Raw genomic sequence first — 17,628 nt, 5'->3', positions numbered from 1 at the left:
GGCCGCGTCCAGGTCCGCCTCGCCGGCCACGGCGATCATGCCCAGCGTTTCCTCCGTGGCGGGGTCCGTCACTGGGCGCGTCTCGCCGCTCGCGGCCGCGCGCCAGGTACCATCGATGTAAAGCTGCAGATCGGGATACATACGAGTTTCCGTCTATATGGTTTGTTCGAGATAGCGACCCTGGACGTCTTCCACCCAGTTGCCGACGTTCCACTGGCCATACGCACCCATTTCCGCCACCGGATCACTCCCGGCATAGACAGGGATGTGGATGAGCGACAGGCCATCGTGAGCATAGGCCTCTTCGAGCACGGCGGCGAGTTCCTCGCGGCTCGTCCCCCCGAAGAGAGCCTTGACGCCGCTGACGGAGGCGGCCATGGCGGCGTAGTCGACCGCCACACTGTCATTGGTGCGGAATTCCCGCCCATACTGCGCCAGTTGCAAGCTGGTGATCGCCGCCATGCGACGGTTGTCGAAGAGCGCGATCATTCCCCTCAGACCGTGTTCAACGCCGTCGATAAGCACCTGCGGGTTCATCATGAAGGACCCGTCTCCGGAAAAGGCGATGCCATAGGGGGCGTCCTTCACACCGGCAAGACCGAGAAGCGCCGAGGCGGCGAAGCCCATATAAGAGGCGCCCGCCTCGGTGAAGGTCTCGCCCACCCGGTCGTCCTCGACGATCTGGAAGCCGTTCGCCTGGACGTCGCCGGCGTCGAAGAACTTGACGGCGCCGATGCGCTTGGCGAACGCGGCGACCGCGTGGATGGCGGCGGGCTGCGTCAGCACCGGCTTGCGCCAGACCTCGTCGAAGACCGGAGCGGCCTCGACCCGTTCGCGCTTCCAGGAAGCCCACTCCATTTTCTTCGCCGCGCATTGCCGCAGCCACTCTTCGCCGGCGGCGGAACTTTTGCCCGGCTTCAAGACCGGCATCAGCCGTTTGATCACGGCGCCGATATCGCCGGGGAGCGGAAGCGTGTTGGCGTAATGCGTCACGTCGCCGATGTCCCCGTTGATGTTGATGACGGCCTTTGCGTTCGGATAGCCGATGCCGGAGCAGTCGGCCTGGCACACACCGCGCGAGCCGATGAAGACGACGAGTTCCGCCTCTTCCATGGCGAAATTGCCGCAGATCGAACCTTTCGACCCGCCGACATGCATGTTCTGCGGATGGGCATCCGGAATGACACCCGTCGACCCTGGCGAGAGCACGACCGCCGCGCCGCAGCCCTCGGCGAGAGCCCGGACCGCGGCAGCATGCCTGCGCGCCCCGCCGCCGACCTTGAGCACGATCTTGTCGAAGCGCGCGAGCAGGGCCGCGGCTTCGTCGTAGGCGCTGTCGTCCGCCGGTGCGACCGCCGGCAGAGCCAGGCGTCCCGGCAGCGTGCCGATATTCACCGTCGTCATCTGCGGCTGCGTGTTGATCGGCAGCATGATGAAAAACGGCGCCGGGCGGTAGGGCTGGTGGACGCAATTGGTCCCGCGCCGCATGCACTCGCGCAGCGCCTCCGGCGTGTGCAGCGTGTAAGATTGCCCCATCAGCGCGGTGATCCTGCCGAACAGCCCCTGCTCGCGCTTCGGCACCTGCTGCATGTTGTAGCCTTCGCCGCGCGTCGTCTCGTCGCCGTAGATATGGTAGACGCCGACCCCGTTGGACGCCGCGGCCAGCGAGCCGGCCATGGCCTGGAGCCCGCCCGGCCCGATCGAGGTGACCACCGCCGGCGTCTCGCCGGTCTGCCAGGCGAAGGCGGTGGCGGCGTGCGCCATCTCCACCTCGTTGCGGCAGTTGACGACGCTCACCGCCCCCTCCTCCGCATAGACGCGCAGGACGTTGCCGAGGTCGGTCGAGCCGTGCCCGAATATGGCGAAGAAGCGTGAGACCCCCTGTTTCAGGAGGCCGATGACGAGGCCTTCCGACAGCGTGGTCTCGATCACGCCCCGGCCGCCGTCCACGTCGAGGGTTGCGTCGACCCCGCCGCGCTCGACGATCGTGCGCGCCCGGGCACGCATAGCCCCCTCCCGGTCGATCTCCTGATGATAATCCTTAAGCATTGCTCGTCTCGACTGTCGTTTTCGTGCTTTTCCTGAAAATCCCGCCGCTGAACTGCAGCACCACCACGAGTGCCGCCAGGCCGAAGAAGAAGAGGGCCGTGGGCGAGGTGTAGAAGATGGCGTAGGAACCACCGGACAGGTTCATGGCCGTGCGGAACTCGCTTTCCAGCGTCGGCCCGAGCACCAGCCCGAGGATGATGGGCGTCACCGGGATCTCCGCTTTCATCAGAGCCCAGGCGAGCCCGCCGACAACGGCCATCGTATAGATGTCGAAGACGCTGTTGCGCACAGTGAAGGCGCCGATGCCGCACAAGACGATGATGATGACGGCCATGAGTTGCGGCGGCACGCGCAACACATGCACGAAGAGCCGGATGCCGACGAGCTGCATCGCCAAGAGCGCCAGATAGGCGAACACGATGACGATATAGATGCTGTAGACGTCGGTCTGGTGCGACATGAACATCGCCGGACCTGCCACGATGCCGTGGATCGCAAGCCCGGCGAGCACGATGGCCGTCGCCGGGTCGCCGGGAATGCCGAGCGACAGAAGCGGGATCATCGTGCCGCCCGTCACCGCGTTGTTCGCCGTCTCCGGCGCCACGACGCCTTCCACCGCACCCTTCCCGAACCTTTCGGGATGCGGCGAGAAACGACGGGCATGGTCGTAGGCGATAAAGGAGGCGATGGGGCCGCCCGCGCCCGGAATGGCACCGATCCCGGTGCCGATCACCGAACAGCGCATCATCAGCCAGAAGTTCTGCCGCAGCATGCGCCAGGAAGGAAGCTCCATGCGGACCCGGCTTGTCTCCACGCGGGCAATGGCACCGTTCCTGTGCTCCTCGAAGACCTGCACGATGAACGGCACCGCGAAGAGGCCGATGATGGCGACCAGCATGTTGATGCCCTGGAGCATGCTGGTCGTCCCGAACGTCATGCGCTGCACGCCGTCCAGGGGATCGAGACCGATCGTCATGGCCATCAGCCCGAGGATGCCGCCGATGACGCCGCGCAGGATCGAGCGGCCAGCCAGCCCGCAGATCGTCGACAGGCCGAAGACCACCAGGGCGAAAATCTCCGCCGGTCCGAAGGACACCGCGACGCGTGAGACCAGATCGACGGAGATGACCATTGCGGCAAGGCTGAAAAGACCGCCGAAGACCGACACGATCACGGCCATGCCGAGAGCGATGGAGGCCTGCCCGTTGCGCGCCATCGGATAACCGTCGAGGAGCGTCGCCGCCGCCGACGGCGTGCCCGGAATGCCGAGCAATATGGCCGACACCGAGCCGCCGGTCATGCCGCCGATATAGGTGCCCAGAAGCAGGGCGATGGCCGCCGTCGTGTCCATGCCGAAGGTGAGCGGCAGCGCCAGGGCCAACGCCACGGTGAAGGTCAGGCCGGGAATGGACCCGAAGATCAGGCCGATGAGCGAACCGAGCACAACGGCGCCGATCACCTGCACCTGGAGAGTTTCCGTCAGGGCTGCGAGGAAGAAATCCATGGCGCTCACCCAAGATTGATCCAGGTGCCTGCCGCCAGGTAGACACCGAGGATCTTGGAAAAGATCAGCCAGCAACCGAAGGTGACGCCGGCACTCATGGCGGCGATCCGCCAGGGCGACCGTTCGCCGACACAGATGACCATGGCCGAGGCGACGACGACGAGCGTGGCCAGCACGAAGCCGATCCGCTGCATCATGAACCCGTAGACGGCGATATGGCCGAGGGTGACGAGCAGCGGCAGAACCACGCCCTTGGTCGCCGCCCCGGCTTCCGGGGCGACCTCCTCTTCGCCCGGGTCCTTCTCCCGGGCACCATCCGGCTCACGAAGCAGTACCCGGCCGATGAGCGCAAGGGAACAGACGCCGAGCAGGACACCGAGCAACAGGGGGAATGCACGCGGCCCCACGTCGCCGCCGCCCATCCCGCCGGGGATCGTCAACCAGACGGTGATGCTCCAGACGAGGGCAAGGGCGAGCAGCGCAAGGCCGGTAAACAGCTCTCCCGTTCTGTCCGTCATGATGGATTCCTCCCGATGTCCCGCTGCGTGGCTTCTGCCGGGCTACTTGGTCATCCCGAGCTTTTCGAGCAGATCGGCGTAGAAGGCGTCGTCATGCGCGATCAGTTCGCCGAATTCCTGATTGCCGAGAAAGGCCGGCTTGAAGCCGATCGTCTGCGAGGCTTTCTGGAAGGCCTCCGTTTTCACGGCCGCCTGCGCTGCCGCCTCCAGCTTCTCGACCACCGCCGGCGGCGTTCCCTTGGGAGCGGCAAGCCCGCGCCACATGGCGATATCGATGTCGTAGCCCTGCTCTTGCGCGGTCTTCAGGCCGGGGATCACCTCGACCTTTTCGGAACCTGTGGAGGCCAGCACCACGACATCGCCCGACTCCACATAGGAGACGAACTGGCCGGGCCACTGGATCGCCGCGTCGATGCGTCCGGCCAGGAGCTCCACCGGCGCCTTGCCGTCGCCATAGGAGATGTAGTTGACCTTGTCGGCAATCCCCATCGCGTCGAAGAGCGCGACGGAGGTCAGGTGCGTGAAGGATCCCTTGCCGGAAATGCCGACATTGATCGGCTTGCCGCGCTCCTTGACCGCGGCGACCATGTCGTCGAGATTTTCCCAGCCCTTGTCCTTGTTGACGGCCAGCACCGGCACCTCGACCGATACGCGGGCGATGGGCGTGAAAGCATCGTAGCCGAAGGGCAAATTGCCCAGGTGGTGGGCGGTGTTGATGGAATTCGAGTTCCAGACGATGTTGTAGCCGTCCGGGCGCGTCGACTGCACGTGCGCATAGCCGATGGCCCCGCCACCGCCGGGACGGCTGACCGGCACGACGGGATTTCCGAGCTCCTCCGACATCAGTTCCGTCAGCAACTGCGCGATCGTGTTGGCCGTGCCGCCGAAAAGGACGGTCATCTCCACCGGCTTTTCCGGATAGTCCGCCCGCGCCGGCGAACCCATGGCGAGCGTCCCCGCCGCCACCGATGCGCCGACGACCAAGGCGGCGCCGATTCCACGTCTCAACCTGTTCAGCATGGTTTCTCCTCCCTCTTCGATTTCGATGTGAACCTCCCGCCCACTGCCTCCTCAGCGGCGGGAGTTTCCCTTAGCTTTGACCGGCAACCTCCGCCTCAGCCCTTTCCTTCTCCTCCAGGGCGGTCAGGATCGCCTCGGGCGTTGCCGGCAGTGCGGTGATGCGCACGCCGATCGCGTCATAGATGGCGTTCATGATGGCCGGCGCGGTCGGCACCAGGGCGGGCTCGCCGATGCCCTTGGCTCCCAAAGGGCTGCACGGATCGCGATCCTCGACCAGCCTGGTGTTGATCTGCGGCACGTCTAGCGCCGTCGGCAGGATGTATTTGGCGAAGCCGTGGGTTTTCGTGTGGCCGCGCTCGAGCTGATAGTCCTCCATCAGCGCCTGGCCCAGCCCCTGCACGATGCCGCCCTCGATCTGGCCTTCCACGCCGCGCGGGTTGATGGCGCGTCCGACGTCGTGCACGGCCCACATGCCGAGGACCTGAACCTCTCCGGTAAGGCGGTCGACCTCCACTTCGGCGACCTGACAGCCGAACACATAGGCCTGCCAGGGCGCCCCCGATCCGTCCACGGGGTCGAGCCCGGTCCCATGCGCGGTGAAGGAGGCCGAGCCCACCGGCACGACGCCACGCTTCTTGCAGATCTCGATGGCCTCCTCCATCGGCATGCGGTTGTTGGTCCCTTCCGCCCAGATCTCGCCGTCGAAGGCCCTGATCTGGTCGGCTCCCGCACCCCAGTGATCGGCGATCTCCTTGTCGAGTTTGAGACGCGCGTCGCGGCAGGCGAGCGCCACCGCATTGCCGATCATGTAGGTCTGGCGCGTCGCACCGGCATGCGCGGCCTCCGGCGAGCGTGCCGTATCGTTGTCGCCGATGACGACGTCCTCCGGCTTGATGCCGATCTCCTCGGCGGCGACCTGCGCGAGCACGGTGAGAATGCCCTCGCCGATTTCCGTCACGCCGGTCACCACCTTGGCGGAGCCGCCGTCGTCGATCTCGACCCATGCGCCCGCCCGATCGATCGTCGCCGTACGGGCAATGCCGTACCAGGATGCGGCCATGCCGCGTCCTCTCGCCCAGCGCGCCATCATGCCACCTCCTGCTTGTCTTCCGCCTCTGCCGGCTTGCGGAATCGCGCGCCCAGCGTGCAGGGCTGGCGCGTATCGGGCCCGCCGAGATCCTTGCGCACGGCACCCCGCGACATCGGCGCGCCCTTCTCCCAGCGGCAGAACGCCTCCGCCGTGTCGAGCACCTCACCGATCGCGGCGCGCTCCAGCCTCTGTTGCGTATGGGTGAGCGAGCCCTGCTTCATCATGTTGCGCCGACGGATTTCGAAAGGATCGAGCCCCAGCTTCTCGGCGCAGATGTCGAGATGGGATTCGGTGGCGAACTGCGCCTGCATGGCACCGAAAGTGCGGAAGGCACCGGACGGCGTGTTGTTGGTGTAGACGCCGTAGGTGTCGATCCGCGCGTTCGCGATGTCATAGGGCCCGAGCGACAGGATCGCCGCCTTGCGCATCACGCCCTCGGTCGACAGGCCATAGGCGCCGCCGTCGCTGATCATGCGGAAGGAGACGGCGGTGATCCGGCCGTCCTTCTTCAATCCCATCCTGTAGGTGATGCGGGCCGGATGCCGCTTGGCGGTGGAGATGACCGACTCTTCGCGCGTGAAGACCAGCCGCACGGGCCTTCCCGACTTCATCGCCGAGAGCGCCAGCATGCCCTGGTAGATCATGTCCTCCTTGCCGCCGAAACCGCCGCCGACCGGGCTCATGATGAAGCGCACCTTGCTGATCGGCTTGTCGATGATGGTCGACAGCATGTGCCGGTGGTGTGTAATGTTCTGGCTCGGCGAGATGATCGTCACCACCCCGTCATGGTCGACATGTGCAAGGCCCGCCTCCGGCTCGAGATAGGCGTGCTCGACCTGCTGGGTCGTATAGGTGTTCTCGACCACCAGATCGGCCTCGGCGAAACCTTCCTCCACGTCTCCCTTGCGCACGGGAATGTGCTTGACGATGTTGTTCTCGGCATAGTCGTGGACGCGCGCCGTGCCCTCACCCATGGCCTCTTCCGGATCGAAGACGGCGGGCAGTTCCTCGTAGTCGACCTTGATGCGCGCCAGCGCCTTGCGGGCGATCTCCTGGGTCTCGGCAGAGACCGCCGCCACCGCCTCGCCGACATAGCGCACCTTGTCGCGCGCCATGATCGGCTGGTCGTGCACGAAGACGCCGAAGCCGTCCTTCCCGGGCACGTCCTTGTGCGTGATGACGCAGGCGACACCTTCCATCGCCTCGGCCTCGGACGTGTCGATCGAAACGATGCGCGCATGCGGATGCGGGCTGCGAAGCACCTGCATGTGCAGCATGCCCGGCATCGTCATGTCGCCGGCATATTTCAAGGCGCCGGACACCTTGCTGGGCGCATCCAGACGGCGCACGTTGTTACCGATGTAGGAGTCTCCGGCGCCTTCGGAGTCTAGCGCGGTCGCCGGGCGCTTGCCGTTCATGATATCGCGCGCCAGCTCCACCGCCTCGAAGATCTTGGTATAGCCGGTGCAGCGGCAGATATTGCCGCCGAGCCGCTCCTTGATCTCCTCGATGTCGGCGAACGGGTTCTCTCTCAATGCCGAGGTCGCGGCCATCACCATGCCGGGGATGCAGTAGCCGCACTGGCTGGCGCCGGTCTTGTGAAACGCCTTCTGCAGCGCGGTCAGTTCGCCGGCGACGGCCAGCCCCTCGACCGTCTCGATTTCCGCACCCTCGGCCTTCGCCGTCGGCATCAGGCAGGACTTGACCAGCTTGCCGTCGACGAACACCGAGCAGGTGCCGCATTCGCCGGCGCCGCAACCTTCCTTGGTGCCGGTCAGATGAAGCTCCTCGCGCAGGAAGTCGAGCAGGCGGTAACGACCTTCGACCGGCTTGGCGATCTTGCGGCCATTGACGGTCATCCTGATCTTGCCGTCAGACATGGGTTTCCTCCCTTTGCATCCTCGTGTGGACGGGGGCATTGGCTGCGGCGAGCGCATCCTCGATCGCCGCTTCCACGAAGCCCGCCACCACGCGCCGGCGATAGGCGATGCGCGAACGCGAAGCGACGCGCTCCACCGCCGCCGAACTCGCCTTGGCGATAATCCCGGCCGATATGCGCTCGCCGACGAGCTTTTCCTCGATATCGTTCAGGCGCTGCGGCACCGGCCCGACGCCGCCGAGCGCGATGCGGACATCCTCGAAGAACTGGCCGGAGACGTCCGTTTTCACCACCGCCGCGGCACATGCGACCGAGATCACCAGCGAACGGCGCTGGCCGACCTTCTCGAAGGCGCCGCCATAGCCGTCGAGGGAATCGCAGATGACTGCGGTCACGATCTCGTCGGGCGCGAGATCCGTTCGCCCGGGTCCCTTGACGAAATCCGCCACGGGAACCGTCCGCCGCGCGACCGCGCCGCCCTCGAGTCGCGCCAGCTCGACGGCTCCGTTCATGGCCAGCACCGCCGGCGTACCATCGGCCGCCGGCGAAGCGTTGATCAGATTGCCGGCAAGTGTGGCCTGCTCGCGGATCTGGTCGTCGGCGAACCACACCGCGCAGAACGGCATGCAGGGAAGATGGCGCGCGAGCGTCGTGTCGGTCAGAAAGTCCTGGAACACGATATTGGCGCCAAGCCGCACCTGGCCGTCGGCGATGGTATAGTCGGAAAGCGCCTCGATGCGCGTGACGTCGATCATCGCCGGCAGATGGACGTCCCCGCCCCTGCCCTCGCGGGCATAGGGCAGGATGTCCGTGGCGCCCGCCACGAGACGGCTGCCTTCCGGCGCCTCGCGCAGGAGATGCAGCGCCTCCTCCAGTGTGGTCGGCCTGTGATAGTTGTCGCAGGTCAGCATGGCAGTCCTCGCTCCGATCCTCGTCGGCGCCCTATTCGGCCGCCACGCGCTGGCTCTCGGCGCTCCGGTTGCGCACGACCACCTTGATGGCGTCGTCGACCCGGTCCTTGGCGTAGCGAAGAGCCTCCTTCAGATCCTCCATCTGGAAGGTGTGGGTGTGGATCAGCGAGGCGTCGAAGCGCTTCTGGCGCATGAAGGCTTCCGCCCGGTGCGTGGCCGACTTACCCTCGCCGCGGATGCCGAAGACATAGATGTTGTTGCGCACGAGATAGGCGACGTCGACCGGTACGGCATCGCTCGGAAAGGCGGCCAAACACAGCTTGCCGCCGCGATTGAGCATCCGTGCCGCCTCGTTCACCGCGTTCGGCGCGCCCGAGCACTCCACCACGTAGTCGACGCCTTGGCCGTCGGTGAGCCGCCGCACGGCCTCCACGGGATCCTCCTTGCGCACATTGACGACATGGTCGGCACCCAACCGCTTGCCGATCTCGAGCCGGTTGTCGCGCGTGCCGGTAAGAATCACCGGATGGGCGCCGAGCGCCTTGGCGACGGCCGCGCCCAAAAGGCCGATCGGCCCCGGCCCGCTGACGACGACGCTTTCGCCCGCCACCAGGCCGCCGAGCTCGGTCAGGCCGTACATCGCCGTGCCGGCGGTGACGACGAGCGTCGCCTCCTCGTCGCTCATCGTGTCGGCCACGTGCACCAGCGTGTTGATGTTGTTGACCTGGTATTCGCAGAAGCCGCCATCGGTGGTGAAGCCGTTCGCCCGATGGCCCTTGTCCACCTCGCCGTAGTTCTTTCCGTAGTTGTGGCAGGATGTGTACATGCCCTCGCGGCAGCGCTTGCACTGCCCGCAGCCGGCATGGATCTCAACCGTCACGCGGTCGCCGATGGCATATTCGTCGACCCCCGGGCCGAGCGCGACGACGGTGCCCATATACTCATGGCCCGGCGTGAAGTTCTTGTTGAACGGCAGCCCGCCCTCGATCTGCGCCGGCGGACCGTGATGGATGATCTCCAGATCGGTCGCACAAATGGCGACGGCGTCGATGCGCACTAGGACTTCGGCCTTGCTCGGCGCAGGCACAGGCTTGTCGACAAGATCCAGCTCCCCCGGCTCGCCCAGGACCCATGCCTTCATCGTCTCGGGAACGGGAAAGTCCGGGTGCGTCTTGACGTCCTGCGGCATCGCCATTTGCTTCTCCTCCAAACTGTTGTGCAACCGTGTCAGCGACCGACGCGAAGCCGGTCGGAAAGATCCTGCGCGCAGCGAACGACGGAGCGCGCGATGTGTGTGCGGTAATCGGGGGTGGCCCGGCTCTTGGGAATCGAGCAGCTGATCGAGCCGATCACCGCACCCGCCCCGTCACGCAGGGCGGCGCCGTAGCAGATCACGTTCTCCTCCAGTTCCTCCTCGTCGATCGCGAAGCCGGAGCGGCGGACCAGCCGCAATTCCTCGATGAGGCCGGAAAGCGTGGTGATCGTGTTGGGCGTGAAGGCGGTCAGGCCGTTGTCGGAGACCACGCGCGCCATCTCGGCTTCCGGTAGCCAGGCGAGGATCGCCTTCCCCGTGGCCGTCGCGTGCGCGGCGCGCATCTTCTTGATTTCGTCCGGCTCCACATGAGTGGGCATCATCGAGCCGTAACGGACCTGCGTCACCAGCGCGGAGCCGCGCAGCACCGCCATCTGCACGCTCTCGCGCAGGTTCGCATTGAGCTTTTCGAGATCGGCGCGGACGAAATCGAGAATATCGACCTCGCGGTCGGCCATCTCGGCCAGTTCGCGCAGCTTCGAGCTGAGCATGTAGCCGCGGTTGCGCCCGCCATGCAGGACGTAACCACGCGCAACCAGCGTCGCCAGCAGGTGGTGACAGGTGGAAACGTTCAGGTTCACGTTGCGGGCGAGCTCGTTCAGCAGCAAGGGCCCGTCGTGCTCGGCGAGCGTCTCCAAAAGCAAGAGGGCGCGCTCGACGGACTGGATCAGGCGCGGAGCAGCGCCACGCTCCTCCAGGCTCAGCCTGGTCTCGCCATAGTTGGACGGCCTGGTCGAGGCGTTCTTGTTGTTATCGGCGGCTGACGACACTGGTCCGCTCCTCCCTCCCAATGATGCGGAAAGGTTAGCCGCCATGTTGAAAAACGGTCAAGCTTATATCGACATCATAAAAAGTGATTTCATAATATGGAAATATAGACGGAGATGCGTGTAAGCACGCGCGCTCCCCATCGCACGGCCTTGCTGAAATCAACGTGCGTTTTGAAGAAGTTGGCGGATATCCCACGTGAGCCGTCACCACCCATCTTCGCTCCGCTCAGGGGAAGCGAAGATGGGCCGGCTGTGGCAAACTACCCGCTGGAGGGCTGCAGGTTCGTTCGCGCCTGACAGGTGGACAGGCCGATCACCAGTTGATCTTCCGTCTCGCCGCGGTGAACGACGTGGTTGCACTCGGCGTTGGCCTCGATCCGCACCGAACGACCCTGCTGCTGCGCGGCCGTATCGCCGGTTTCGGCCTGCTGCGGCTCGGTCCCGGTCGCGCCGGTCTGCATGCTCTCATCCACCGCCGCCGCGTCCGGCGCGCCGTGTTGCGGCATGGTCAGCGTACCGCTTTCGGTGAACTCGGCGGTCACGCTCGCCGCATCGGCACCGATCGGCGTGACATCCCTCACCTGGATCTCCAGAGAATAGTCCTGCAGCGGCTGGCCTTGCATCCCCGACAGCATGCCGGCGGCCATGTGGCCGAGACGCACCATGTCCTCCTTGTCGAGCGAGACGACGGCGAAACTCTTGCGCTCATCGTCCCGGTAGACCTCATTGCTGACCGAGAACACGGCTTCTTCGGCGATTCGGTTCTGTGTCCATTCGACCAGCCGCTCGAAGTCGCCCGCCTCGACGGCTTCGGTCACGTCCTGCTGCATCGTGTCGAAGAAGCTGCGGACCTCGTCCTCCGTGAGGTTTTGCGCCTGCTGTGCCTGGACCGGACCACCCGCAATGAGCAGGCCGGCCGCCGTGCCGAGAAAAATGGCCTTGATGTCGTTTCTCATTCCATGCCTCCGTTGCCTTGTGTCGAAACCCACCACCAACGCGGCCGTTTCCGGCATCGCGCCCGCGACACCCGACCGAACCAGTGCCCTGCCGGTCTGTTCCGACAGGCCCCGCCATGGAAAACCTGCCGCTTCTCCAAGCGTCTCAGCGGCGGATTTGCGGTTCAGGCAAGCAACCCCTATTGTCCGCCGCTCCCCTGCCGCCGTTGCTCCAAGGATTCCCGAAACCGCCCGTTTACGCCGATGAAGTTTCCCGCACCGCTGATCGAAGCGCGCCTGATCCGCCGCTACAAACGTTTCCTCGCCGATGTCGAGCTCGCCGACGGCACCTTGTGCACGGTGGCCGTCCCCAATACCGGCTCCATGCTCGGACTGACGGCGCCGGGTTCGCGCGTGCTGCTTTCCCGCTCCGCCAATCCCAAGCGCAAATATCCCCACTCCCTGGAGATCGTGGAGGCGGACGGGACGCTGGTCGGCATCAACACCGGCCTGCCGAACCGCCTGGCGGCCGAGGCCATCCGTGCCGGCCTCGTGGGTGATCTCGGCACCTATCCCGTGCTGCGGCCGGAGCAGCGCTATGGCGAGCGCTCCCGGATCGACTTCCTTCTGGAGCATCCCGACCGCCCGCCGGCCTATGTGGAGGTGAAAAACGTCCACTACATGCGCGAACCGGGCCTTGCGGAGTTTCCCGACACGGTGACGGCCCGCGGCGCCCGCCACCTCGACGAACTGGTGGCCATGCGGGCGGCAGGCGCGCGCGCCGTCATGGTCTATGTGGTGCAGCGCTCGGATTGCCACCGGTTCCGCCTTTGCGCCGATCTCGACCCGCTCTATGCCGCCGCCTTCGCAAGGGCCTGTGATGCCGGGGTTGAAGCTTTCGTGATAGGGTGCCAAATCAATGCAGACGCGATCGTGCCCGATCGCCTGATCGAGATGGAGTTCGATGGTCACGTATCTTGATGCCGACACCGCCCCGTTGCGCAACACGGGCCAGATCCGCCTTTACGGCGAAGAGGGCTTTGAGGGCATGCGCAAGGCTTGCCACCTTACCGCAAGCTGCCTCGACGAACTGGCCGATATCGTGCGGCCTGGCGTGACCACCGATGCGATCGACCGGTTCGTCCTCGAGTTCGGCATGGACCACGGCGCCGTGCCGGCGACGCTGAATTACCGCGGCTACACGAAATCGACCTGCACCTCGATCAACCACGTGGTCTGCCACGGCATTCCCGATGCCAAACCGCTGAAGGAAGGCGACATCGTCAATATCGACGTAACCTATGTTCTGGACGGCTGGCACGGCGATTCGAGCCGCATGTATCCCGTCGGCCAGGTCAAGCGCGCTGGCGAGCGGCTTCTCGAGGTCACGCATGAATGCCTGATGCGCGGCGTGGCGGCGGTGAGACCCGGCGCACGCACCGGTGCGATCGGGGCAGCGATCCAGGCCTATGCGGAAGCCCAGCGCTGTTCCGTCGTGCGCGATTTCTGCGGCCACGGCGTGGGGCTCCTCTTCCACGACGCGCCCAACATCCTGCACTACGGCAGCCCCAGCGAGGGCGTGGAAATGCGCCCGGGCATGATCTTCACCATCGAGCCGATGATCAATCTCGGCCGGCCGCATGTGAAGGTGCTTTCCGACGGCTGGACGGCGGTCACCCGCGACCGTTCGCTGTCGGCCCAGTACGAGCATACGGTCGGGGTCACGGAAGACGGCTGTGAAGTCTTCACCCTCTCGCCCGCAGGGCTGGACCGGCCGGGCATTGCCTCATAGACTTGCCCCTCAAGCTGGCGGCGGGGGCAGGTCATGGAAGCGGATGACGAGCGAAGCTTCTTCAGTGAGCGCGGTTTCGAGCCGGCGCAGGCCTTGAACGGCGGCAAACCGCCCCGGACCTCGGCGAAAAAGCACTATGAGGGGCACCGGGAACGTCTGCGCGCGCGTTTCGCCGAAGCCGGCAGCGAGGCCCTTTCCGACTACGAACTTCTGGAGATAGTGCTTTTCCGCTCCATCCCGCGCGCCGACACCAAGGCGCCGGCCAAGGCGCTGCTGCAGCATTTCGGCTCCATCGGCGAGGTGCTGGGCGCCCCGGAGCACCGGCTGCGCGAGGTCCCCGGCATCGGCGAGGCGGCGGCACGCGATCTCAAGCTGATCGCCGCCCTCACCCAGCGAATGCTCAGAAGCGAAGTGCGCGGCAAAAAGGTGCTCACCTCCTGGTCGCAGGTGCTCGACTATTGCCGCGCCAGCATGGCCTATGAGGACCGCGAGGAGTTCCGCATCCTCTTCCTCGACAAGAAGAACTGCCTCATCCGCGACGAGCGCCAGCAGACCGGAACGGTCGACCATACCCCGGTCTATCCCCGCGAGGTCATGCGCCGGGCGCTGGAGCTTTCCGCCAGCGCCATCATCCTGGTCCACAACCACCCTTCCGGCGATCCGACCCCCTCGCGCGCCGACATCGAGATGACCAAGACCATCATCGCCACCGCCGAGCCGCTGGGGATCACGATCCACGACCACATCATCATCGGCAAGAACGGCCATGCCAGCATGAAGGGGATGCAACTGATCTGAGTGAATGGACGCGCAGTGACCCTCGTGGTTCGACAAGCTCACCATGAGGGTCAGGGCAAGGCACCGCTGCTGCAAATTTTGACGTAAACGGTCGGGCGCAAAACCCAGCCCTCATGGTGAGGCGAAACACAGCCCTCATGGTGAGCTTGTCCAACCACGAGGGCGGGATGCCGGGCGCGTGAGGTCTACTCCGCCGCCACCGCCCGGTTCATTTCCACAATCCCCCTGATCTCGGCACGGCAGGAACCGCAGTTGGTGCCGGCGTAGAGCGCGCGCCCGACGGCCTCGACGCTCGTGCAGCCCTGGCGCGCGGCGGTCGCGATCTGATTGGCGCCGACGCCGAAGCAGGAGCAGACGATGGCGCCGATGTCCGGCCGGTCGGCCCCAGCCCGACCCGCCACCACGCGAAAGCGCCCGCGGGTGTCCGGGTGGTCTATACCGAGTTGCTCCACCGCGAAGCCGCGCGAGACCGCAACGGGCTCCGGCGAAAGATAAAGCGCACCCAAGAGCCGCCCGCCGTGGAAGGCGGCCATGCGGTGATCCGAGCGCCGTTCATCGTGATAGGCGATGATCTCCGCCGATTGCGGCAGTGCCAGCAGCCGCCGCATAACCGCCTCCGCTCCCTCCAGCAGTGCGCCGTGAGCGATTTCAGCCCGCCATCCGCCCGCGCAACGGGCCACCGCCCAGTAATCGAGCCCCCGCGTGACCGGCCGCGCAACCGAGACGGCAAAGCCGTAGAACCGGGCGGCGAACGGGCGCAGCCGGACGGCGACATTCTTCGAGGCCGGCTGGCCGGATACCGGATCGGTGACCGGCGCGACCAACGTATCGACGCGCCCCTTGGCCGAAAACTGGTCCGTCCAGTGCATCGGCACGAAAACGGACCCGCGGCGCTGCCGTTCCGAAATCAGCGCACGCAGGATGATCGCACCATAGCGGCTTTCGACGTGAACCAGGTCCGCCTCGCCAATGCCCAGATCGGCCGCATCGGCGGGATGGATCTCGGCGTAGGGCTCGGCCATATGGCCGGAAAGGCGCGCGCTCTTTCCGGTCCGCGTCATGGTGTGCCAGTGGTCACGCACGCGTCCGGTATTGAGGACCAGGGGGTACTGCGCTTCCACCACGCGCCGGGGCCTGGGCGACACGGCAACGAAACGGGCGCGGCGGTCAGGCGTGTAGAATTTGCCGTCGGCGAAGAAGCGGGAGCTTTCGGCCTCCACCCGCCGTCCCTCCTCCCGAGAGACGGGTGCCCCGCCCGAACGCCATACGTCATCCCGGCCAAGGGTGCTTTGCGACCGCGAGCCGGGATCCATTCCGTGACACGGCCAGGTTTCGGAATGGATCCCGGACAGCCTCCGCTTTGCTCCGGCTTCCGGGATGACAGTTGCGGTATCGGGCACGCCCCCTTTTCTCGTCGCCGGCCATTGGAACGGCGTCAGTGCCTCGTAATCCGCCACCTTGATCTCGGCACAGGCACCGATGTCGAAGTCGCGCGTCCCCTCGTTCTCCAGCGCCGAGAGCGCGGCGTGCTCGCGGAAGATGTCGACCGGCGCGGAATAGTCGAACGCCGCGCCGAAGCCCATGCGCCGCGCGACCTCCACGATCTGCCACCAGTCCGGCCGCGCCTCGCCGGGGGCGGCCATGAAGACGCGCTGGCGCGAGATGCGGCGCTCGGAATTCGTCACAGTGCCCTCCTTCTCGCCCCAGGCGGTGGAAGGCAGCTTCACATGGGCGTGGCGCAGCGTGTCGGTCACCGCCGCCACGTCGGAGACGACCACGAAGGGACACGCCTTCAGCGCCGCCTCCACGGCATCTGCTTCGGGCAGGCTGTCGACGGGGTTGGTCGCCATGATCCAGAGCGCCTTGATGTGCCCCGCTCCCACGGCCTTGAACATCTCCACCGCCTTGAGACCCGGTTTGTCGCCCATGCGGGGCGCGCCCCAGAAGCGCTGGACAAGCGCGCGATGGGATGCATTCTCGAGGTCCATATGCGCCGCCAGCATATTGGCGAGCCCGCCCACCTCGCGCCCGCCCATGGCGTTCGGCTGGCCCGTGACGGAGAAAGGCCCCATGCCGGGCCGGCCGATGCGGCCGGTGGCCAGATGGCAGTTGAGGATGGCATTGACCTTGTCCGTGCCGGCGGCCGACTGGTTGACGCCCTGGCTGTAGACGGTGACCGTGCGCTCCCGCTCCGCAAAGAGCCTATAGAACGCCTCCACGTCGCCGGGCGCGAGGCCGATGGAAGCGGCCACCGCATCGATCGAAAAGGGCTGCGCGGCGGCAATGGCATCGTTGAATCCGTTTGTGTGCTTCTCGACGTAAGGGATTCGGATGATTCCGTTTTCGGCGATGTAGCGCAGCAGCCCGCAGAACAGCGCGACGTCGCCGTCCGGCGCGATGGCGAGATGCAGGTCGGCGATATCGGCCGTCATGGTGCGGCGCGGATCGATAAGCACGATCTTCATCTCCGGGCGCTTCTCCTTCGCCGCCGCCAGCCGCTGATAGAGCACGGGATGGCACCAGGCGAGATTGGAGCCGGTCAGCACCACGAGGTCGGCGAGCTCCAGGTCCTCATAGGTTCCGGGCACCGTGTCGGCGCCGAAGGCGCGGCGGTGGCCGGCGACGGAGGAGGCCATGCAGAGACGCGAATTCGTGTCGATATTGGCCGAGCCGATGAAGCCCTTCATCAGCTTGTTGGCGACGTAGTAGTCCTCGGTGAGAAGCTGGCCGGAGACGTAGAAGGCGACCGAATCCGGCCCATGCTCGGCGATCGCCTGGGAAAATTTTTCTGCGGCGAGGTCGAGGGCGTCGTCCCAGCCTGTCCGGTGGCCGTGGACTTCCGGATGAAGCAGCCGGTCCTCGAGGCCAATGGTCTCGGCAAGGGCCGATCCCTTCGAGCAAAGCCGGCCGAAATTGGCCGGGTGTTCGGGATCACCCTTGATGGAGACCGAGCCGTCGGGTTGCCGTCCGGCAAGGACGCCGCAGCCGACCCCGCAATAGGGACACGTGGTCTTTGTCTGGAGGCCGGCCGTCTGCATCGTCACGCCGCC

At 65.9% G+C, this 17,628-nt stretch carries 14 protein-coding genes; 3 read left to right on the top strand and 11 right to left on the bottom strand.

Features of this window, described 5'->3' with window-relative positions:
• Window positions 1–153: 153 nt before the first annotated feature.
• From ACFP9U_RS07915 to ACFP9U_RS07870, 10 genes are all read right to left on the bottom strand, one after another.
• Window positions 154–2,049, bottom strand: coding sequence for a thiamine pyrophosphate-dependent enzyme (locus ACFP9U_RS07915; protein WP_378620383.1), 1,896 nt, complete (start codon window positions 2,047–2,049; stop codon window positions 154–156).
• Window positions 2,042–3,553, bottom strand: coding sequence for a tripartite tricarboxylate transporter permease (locus ACFP9U_RS07910; RefSeq protein ID WP_378620381.1), 1,512 nt, complete (start codon window positions 3,551–3,553; stop codon window positions 2,042–2,044). The genes ACFP9U_RS07915 and ACFP9U_RS07910 overlap by 8 nt, the downstream gene beginning before the upstream one ends.
• A gap of 5 nt (window positions 3,554–3,558) precedes the next feature.
• Entirely contained in the window at window positions 3,559–4,071 is a 513-nt protein-coding gene (locus ACFP9U_RS07905; protein ID WP_378620380.1) for a tripartite tricarboxylate transporter TctB family protein, read from the bottom strand.
• Window positions 4,072–4,113: 42 nt separating this feature from the next.
• Window positions 4,114–5,091, bottom strand: coding sequence for a Bug family tripartite tricarboxylate transporter substrate binding protein (locus ACFP9U_RS07900; RefSeq protein ID WP_378620378.1), 978 nt, complete (start codon window positions 5,089–5,091; stop codon window positions 4,114–4,116).
• Window positions 5,092–5,161: 70 nt separating this feature from the next.
• Window positions 5,162–6,178: a xanthine dehydrogenase family protein molybdopterin-binding subunit gene (locus ACFP9U_RS07895; protein WP_378620377.1), complete on the bottom strand. Its 1,017-nt coding sequence runs from the start codon at window positions 6,176–6,178 to the stop codon at window positions 5,162–5,164.
• A complete protein-coding gene (locus ACFP9U_RS07890) occupies window positions 6,178–8,061 on the bottom strand; it encodes a molybdopterin-dependent oxidoreductase (RefSeq protein ID WP_378620375.1) in 1,884 nt (627 codons plus the stop codon). Before ACFP9U_RS07890 ends, ACFP9U_RS07895 begins: the two co-directional genes overlap by 1 nt.
• Entirely contained in the window at window positions 8,054–8,971 is a 918-nt protein-coding gene (locus tag ACFP9U_RS07885) for an FAD binding domain-containing protein (RefSeq protein WP_378620373.1), read from the bottom strand. Before ACFP9U_RS07885 ends, ACFP9U_RS07890 begins: the two co-directional genes overlap by 8 nt.
• 31 nt (window positions 8,972–9,002) lie before the next feature.
• Window positions 9,003–10,166: a zinc-dependent alcohol dehydrogenase gene (locus tag ACFP9U_RS07880; protein WP_378620372.1), complete on the bottom strand. Its 1,164-nt coding sequence runs from the start codon at window positions 10,164–10,166 to the stop codon at window positions 9,003–9,005.
• 32 nt (window positions 10,167–10,198) lie between these two features.
• On the bottom strand, window positions 10,199–11,053 hold the full coding sequence (locus tag ACFP9U_RS07875; protein WP_378620369.1) for an IclR family transcriptional regulator: 855 nt from the start codon (window positions 11,051–11,053) through the stop codon (window positions 10,199–10,201).
• A gap of 260 nt (window positions 11,054–11,313) precedes the next feature.
• Window positions 11,314–12,009 carry a hypothetical protein gene (locus ACFP9U_RS07870; RefSeq protein WP_378620368.1) on the bottom strand — a complete coding sequence of 232 codons (696 nt, stop codon included), beginning with the start codon at window positions 12,007–12,009 and terminating at the stop codon, window positions 11,314–11,316.
• Between the two features lie 243 nt (window positions 12,010–12,252).
• Here ACFP9U_RS07870 and sfsA point away from each other — a divergent pair, with 243 nt between their 5' ends.
• The 3 genes from sfsA to radC are packed head-to-tail and all read left to right on the top strand — an operon-like array spanning window position 12,253 to window position 14,578.
• A complete protein-coding gene (gene sfsA, locus ACFP9U_RS07865) occupies window positions 12,253–12,969 on the top strand; it encodes a DNA/RNA nuclease SfsA (protein WP_378620366.1) in 717 nt (238 codons plus the stop codon).
• Window positions 12,953–13,780, top strand: coding sequence for a type I methionyl aminopeptidase (gene map / locus ACFP9U_RS07860; protein WP_378620365.1), 828 nt, complete (start codon window positions 12,953–12,955; stop codon window positions 13,778–13,780). The genes sfsA and map overlap by 17 nt, the downstream gene beginning before the upstream one ends.
• Window positions 13,781–13,813: 33 nt before the next feature.
• A complete protein-coding gene (radC, locus tag ACFP9U_RS07855) occupies window positions 13,814–14,578 on the top strand; it encodes a RadC family protein (protein WP_378620363.1) in 765 nt (254 codons plus the stop codon).
• A 185-nt stretch (window positions 14,579–14,763) separates the two neighbouring features.
• On the opposite strand, the gene ACFP9U_RS07850 is transcribed toward radC, so the two are convergent.
• Window positions 14,764–17,616, bottom strand: coding sequence for a molybdopterin-dependent oxidoreductase (locus ACFP9U_RS07850; protein ID WP_378620361.1), 2,853 nt, complete (start codon window positions 17,614–17,616; stop codon window positions 14,764–14,766).
• Window positions 17,617–17,628 lie beyond the last annotated feature (12 nt).

Origin of the sequence: Nitratireductor sp. GCM10026969 (assembly GCF_042660605.1) — a bacterium.
In the GTDB taxonomy this organism is placed as follows: Bacteria; Pseudomonadota; Alphaproteobacteria; order Rhizobiales; family Rhizobiaceae; genus Chelativorans.
The sequence above is the reverse complement of the archived record's forward strand: the minus strand, read 5'-3'. Positions and strand labels throughout refer to the sequence as shown.

Excerpts from the sequence above, each read along its gene's own strand:
- ACFP9U_RS07915 (WP_378620383.1), bottom strand. The coding sequence starts at position 2,049 with ATGCTTAAGGATTATCATCAGGAGATCGACCGGGAGGGGGCTATGCGT.
- ACFP9U_RS07910 (WP_378620381.1), bottom strand. The coding sequence starts at position 3,553 with ATGGATTTCTTCCTCGCAGCCCTGACGGAAACTCTCCAGGTGCAGGTG.
- ACFP9U_RS07905 (WP_378620380.1), bottom strand. The coding sequence starts at position 4,071 with ATGACGGACAGAACGGGAGAGCTGTTTACCGGCCTTGCGCTGCTCGCC.
- ACFP9U_RS07900 (WP_378620378.1), bottom strand. The coding sequence starts at position 5,091 with ATGCTGAACAGGTTGAGACGTGGAATCGGCGCCGCCTTGGTCGTCGGC.
- ACFP9U_RS07895 (WP_378620377.1), bottom strand. The coding sequence starts at position 6,178 with ATGGCGCGCTGGGCGAGAGGACGCGGCATGGCCGCATCCTGGTACGGC.
- ACFP9U_RS07890 (WP_378620375.1), bottom strand. The coding sequence starts at position 8,061 with ATGTCTGACGGCAAGATCAGGATGACCGTCAATGGCCGCAAGATCGCC.
- ACFP9U_RS07885 (WP_378620373.1), bottom strand. The coding sequence starts at position 8,971 with ATGCTGACCTGCGACAACTATCACAGGCCGACCACACTGGAGGAGGCG.
- ACFP9U_RS07880 (WP_378620372.1), bottom strand. The coding sequence starts at position 10,166 with ATGGCGATGCCGCAGGACGTCAAGACGCACCCGGACTTTCCCGTTCCC.
- ACFP9U_RS07870 (WP_378620368.1), bottom strand. The coding sequence starts at position 12,009 with ATGAGAAACGACATCAAGGCCATTTTTCTCGGCACGGCGGCCGGCCTG.
- sfsA (WP_378620366.1), top strand. The coding sequence starts at position 12,253 with ATGAAGTTTCCCGCACCGCTGATCGAAGCGCGCCTGATCCGCCGCTAC.
- map (WP_378620365.1), top strand. The coding sequence starts at position 12,953 with ATGGTCACGTATCTTGATGCCGACACCGCCCCGTTGCGCAACACGGGC.
- radC (WP_378620363.1), top strand. The coding sequence starts at position 13,814 with ATGGAAGCGGATGACGAGCGAAGCTTCTTCAGTGAGCGCGGTTTCGAG.
- ACFP9U_RS07850 (WP_378620361.1), bottom strand. The coding sequence starts at position 17,616 with ATGCAGACGGCCGGCCTCCAGACAAAGACCACGTGTCCCTATTGCGGG.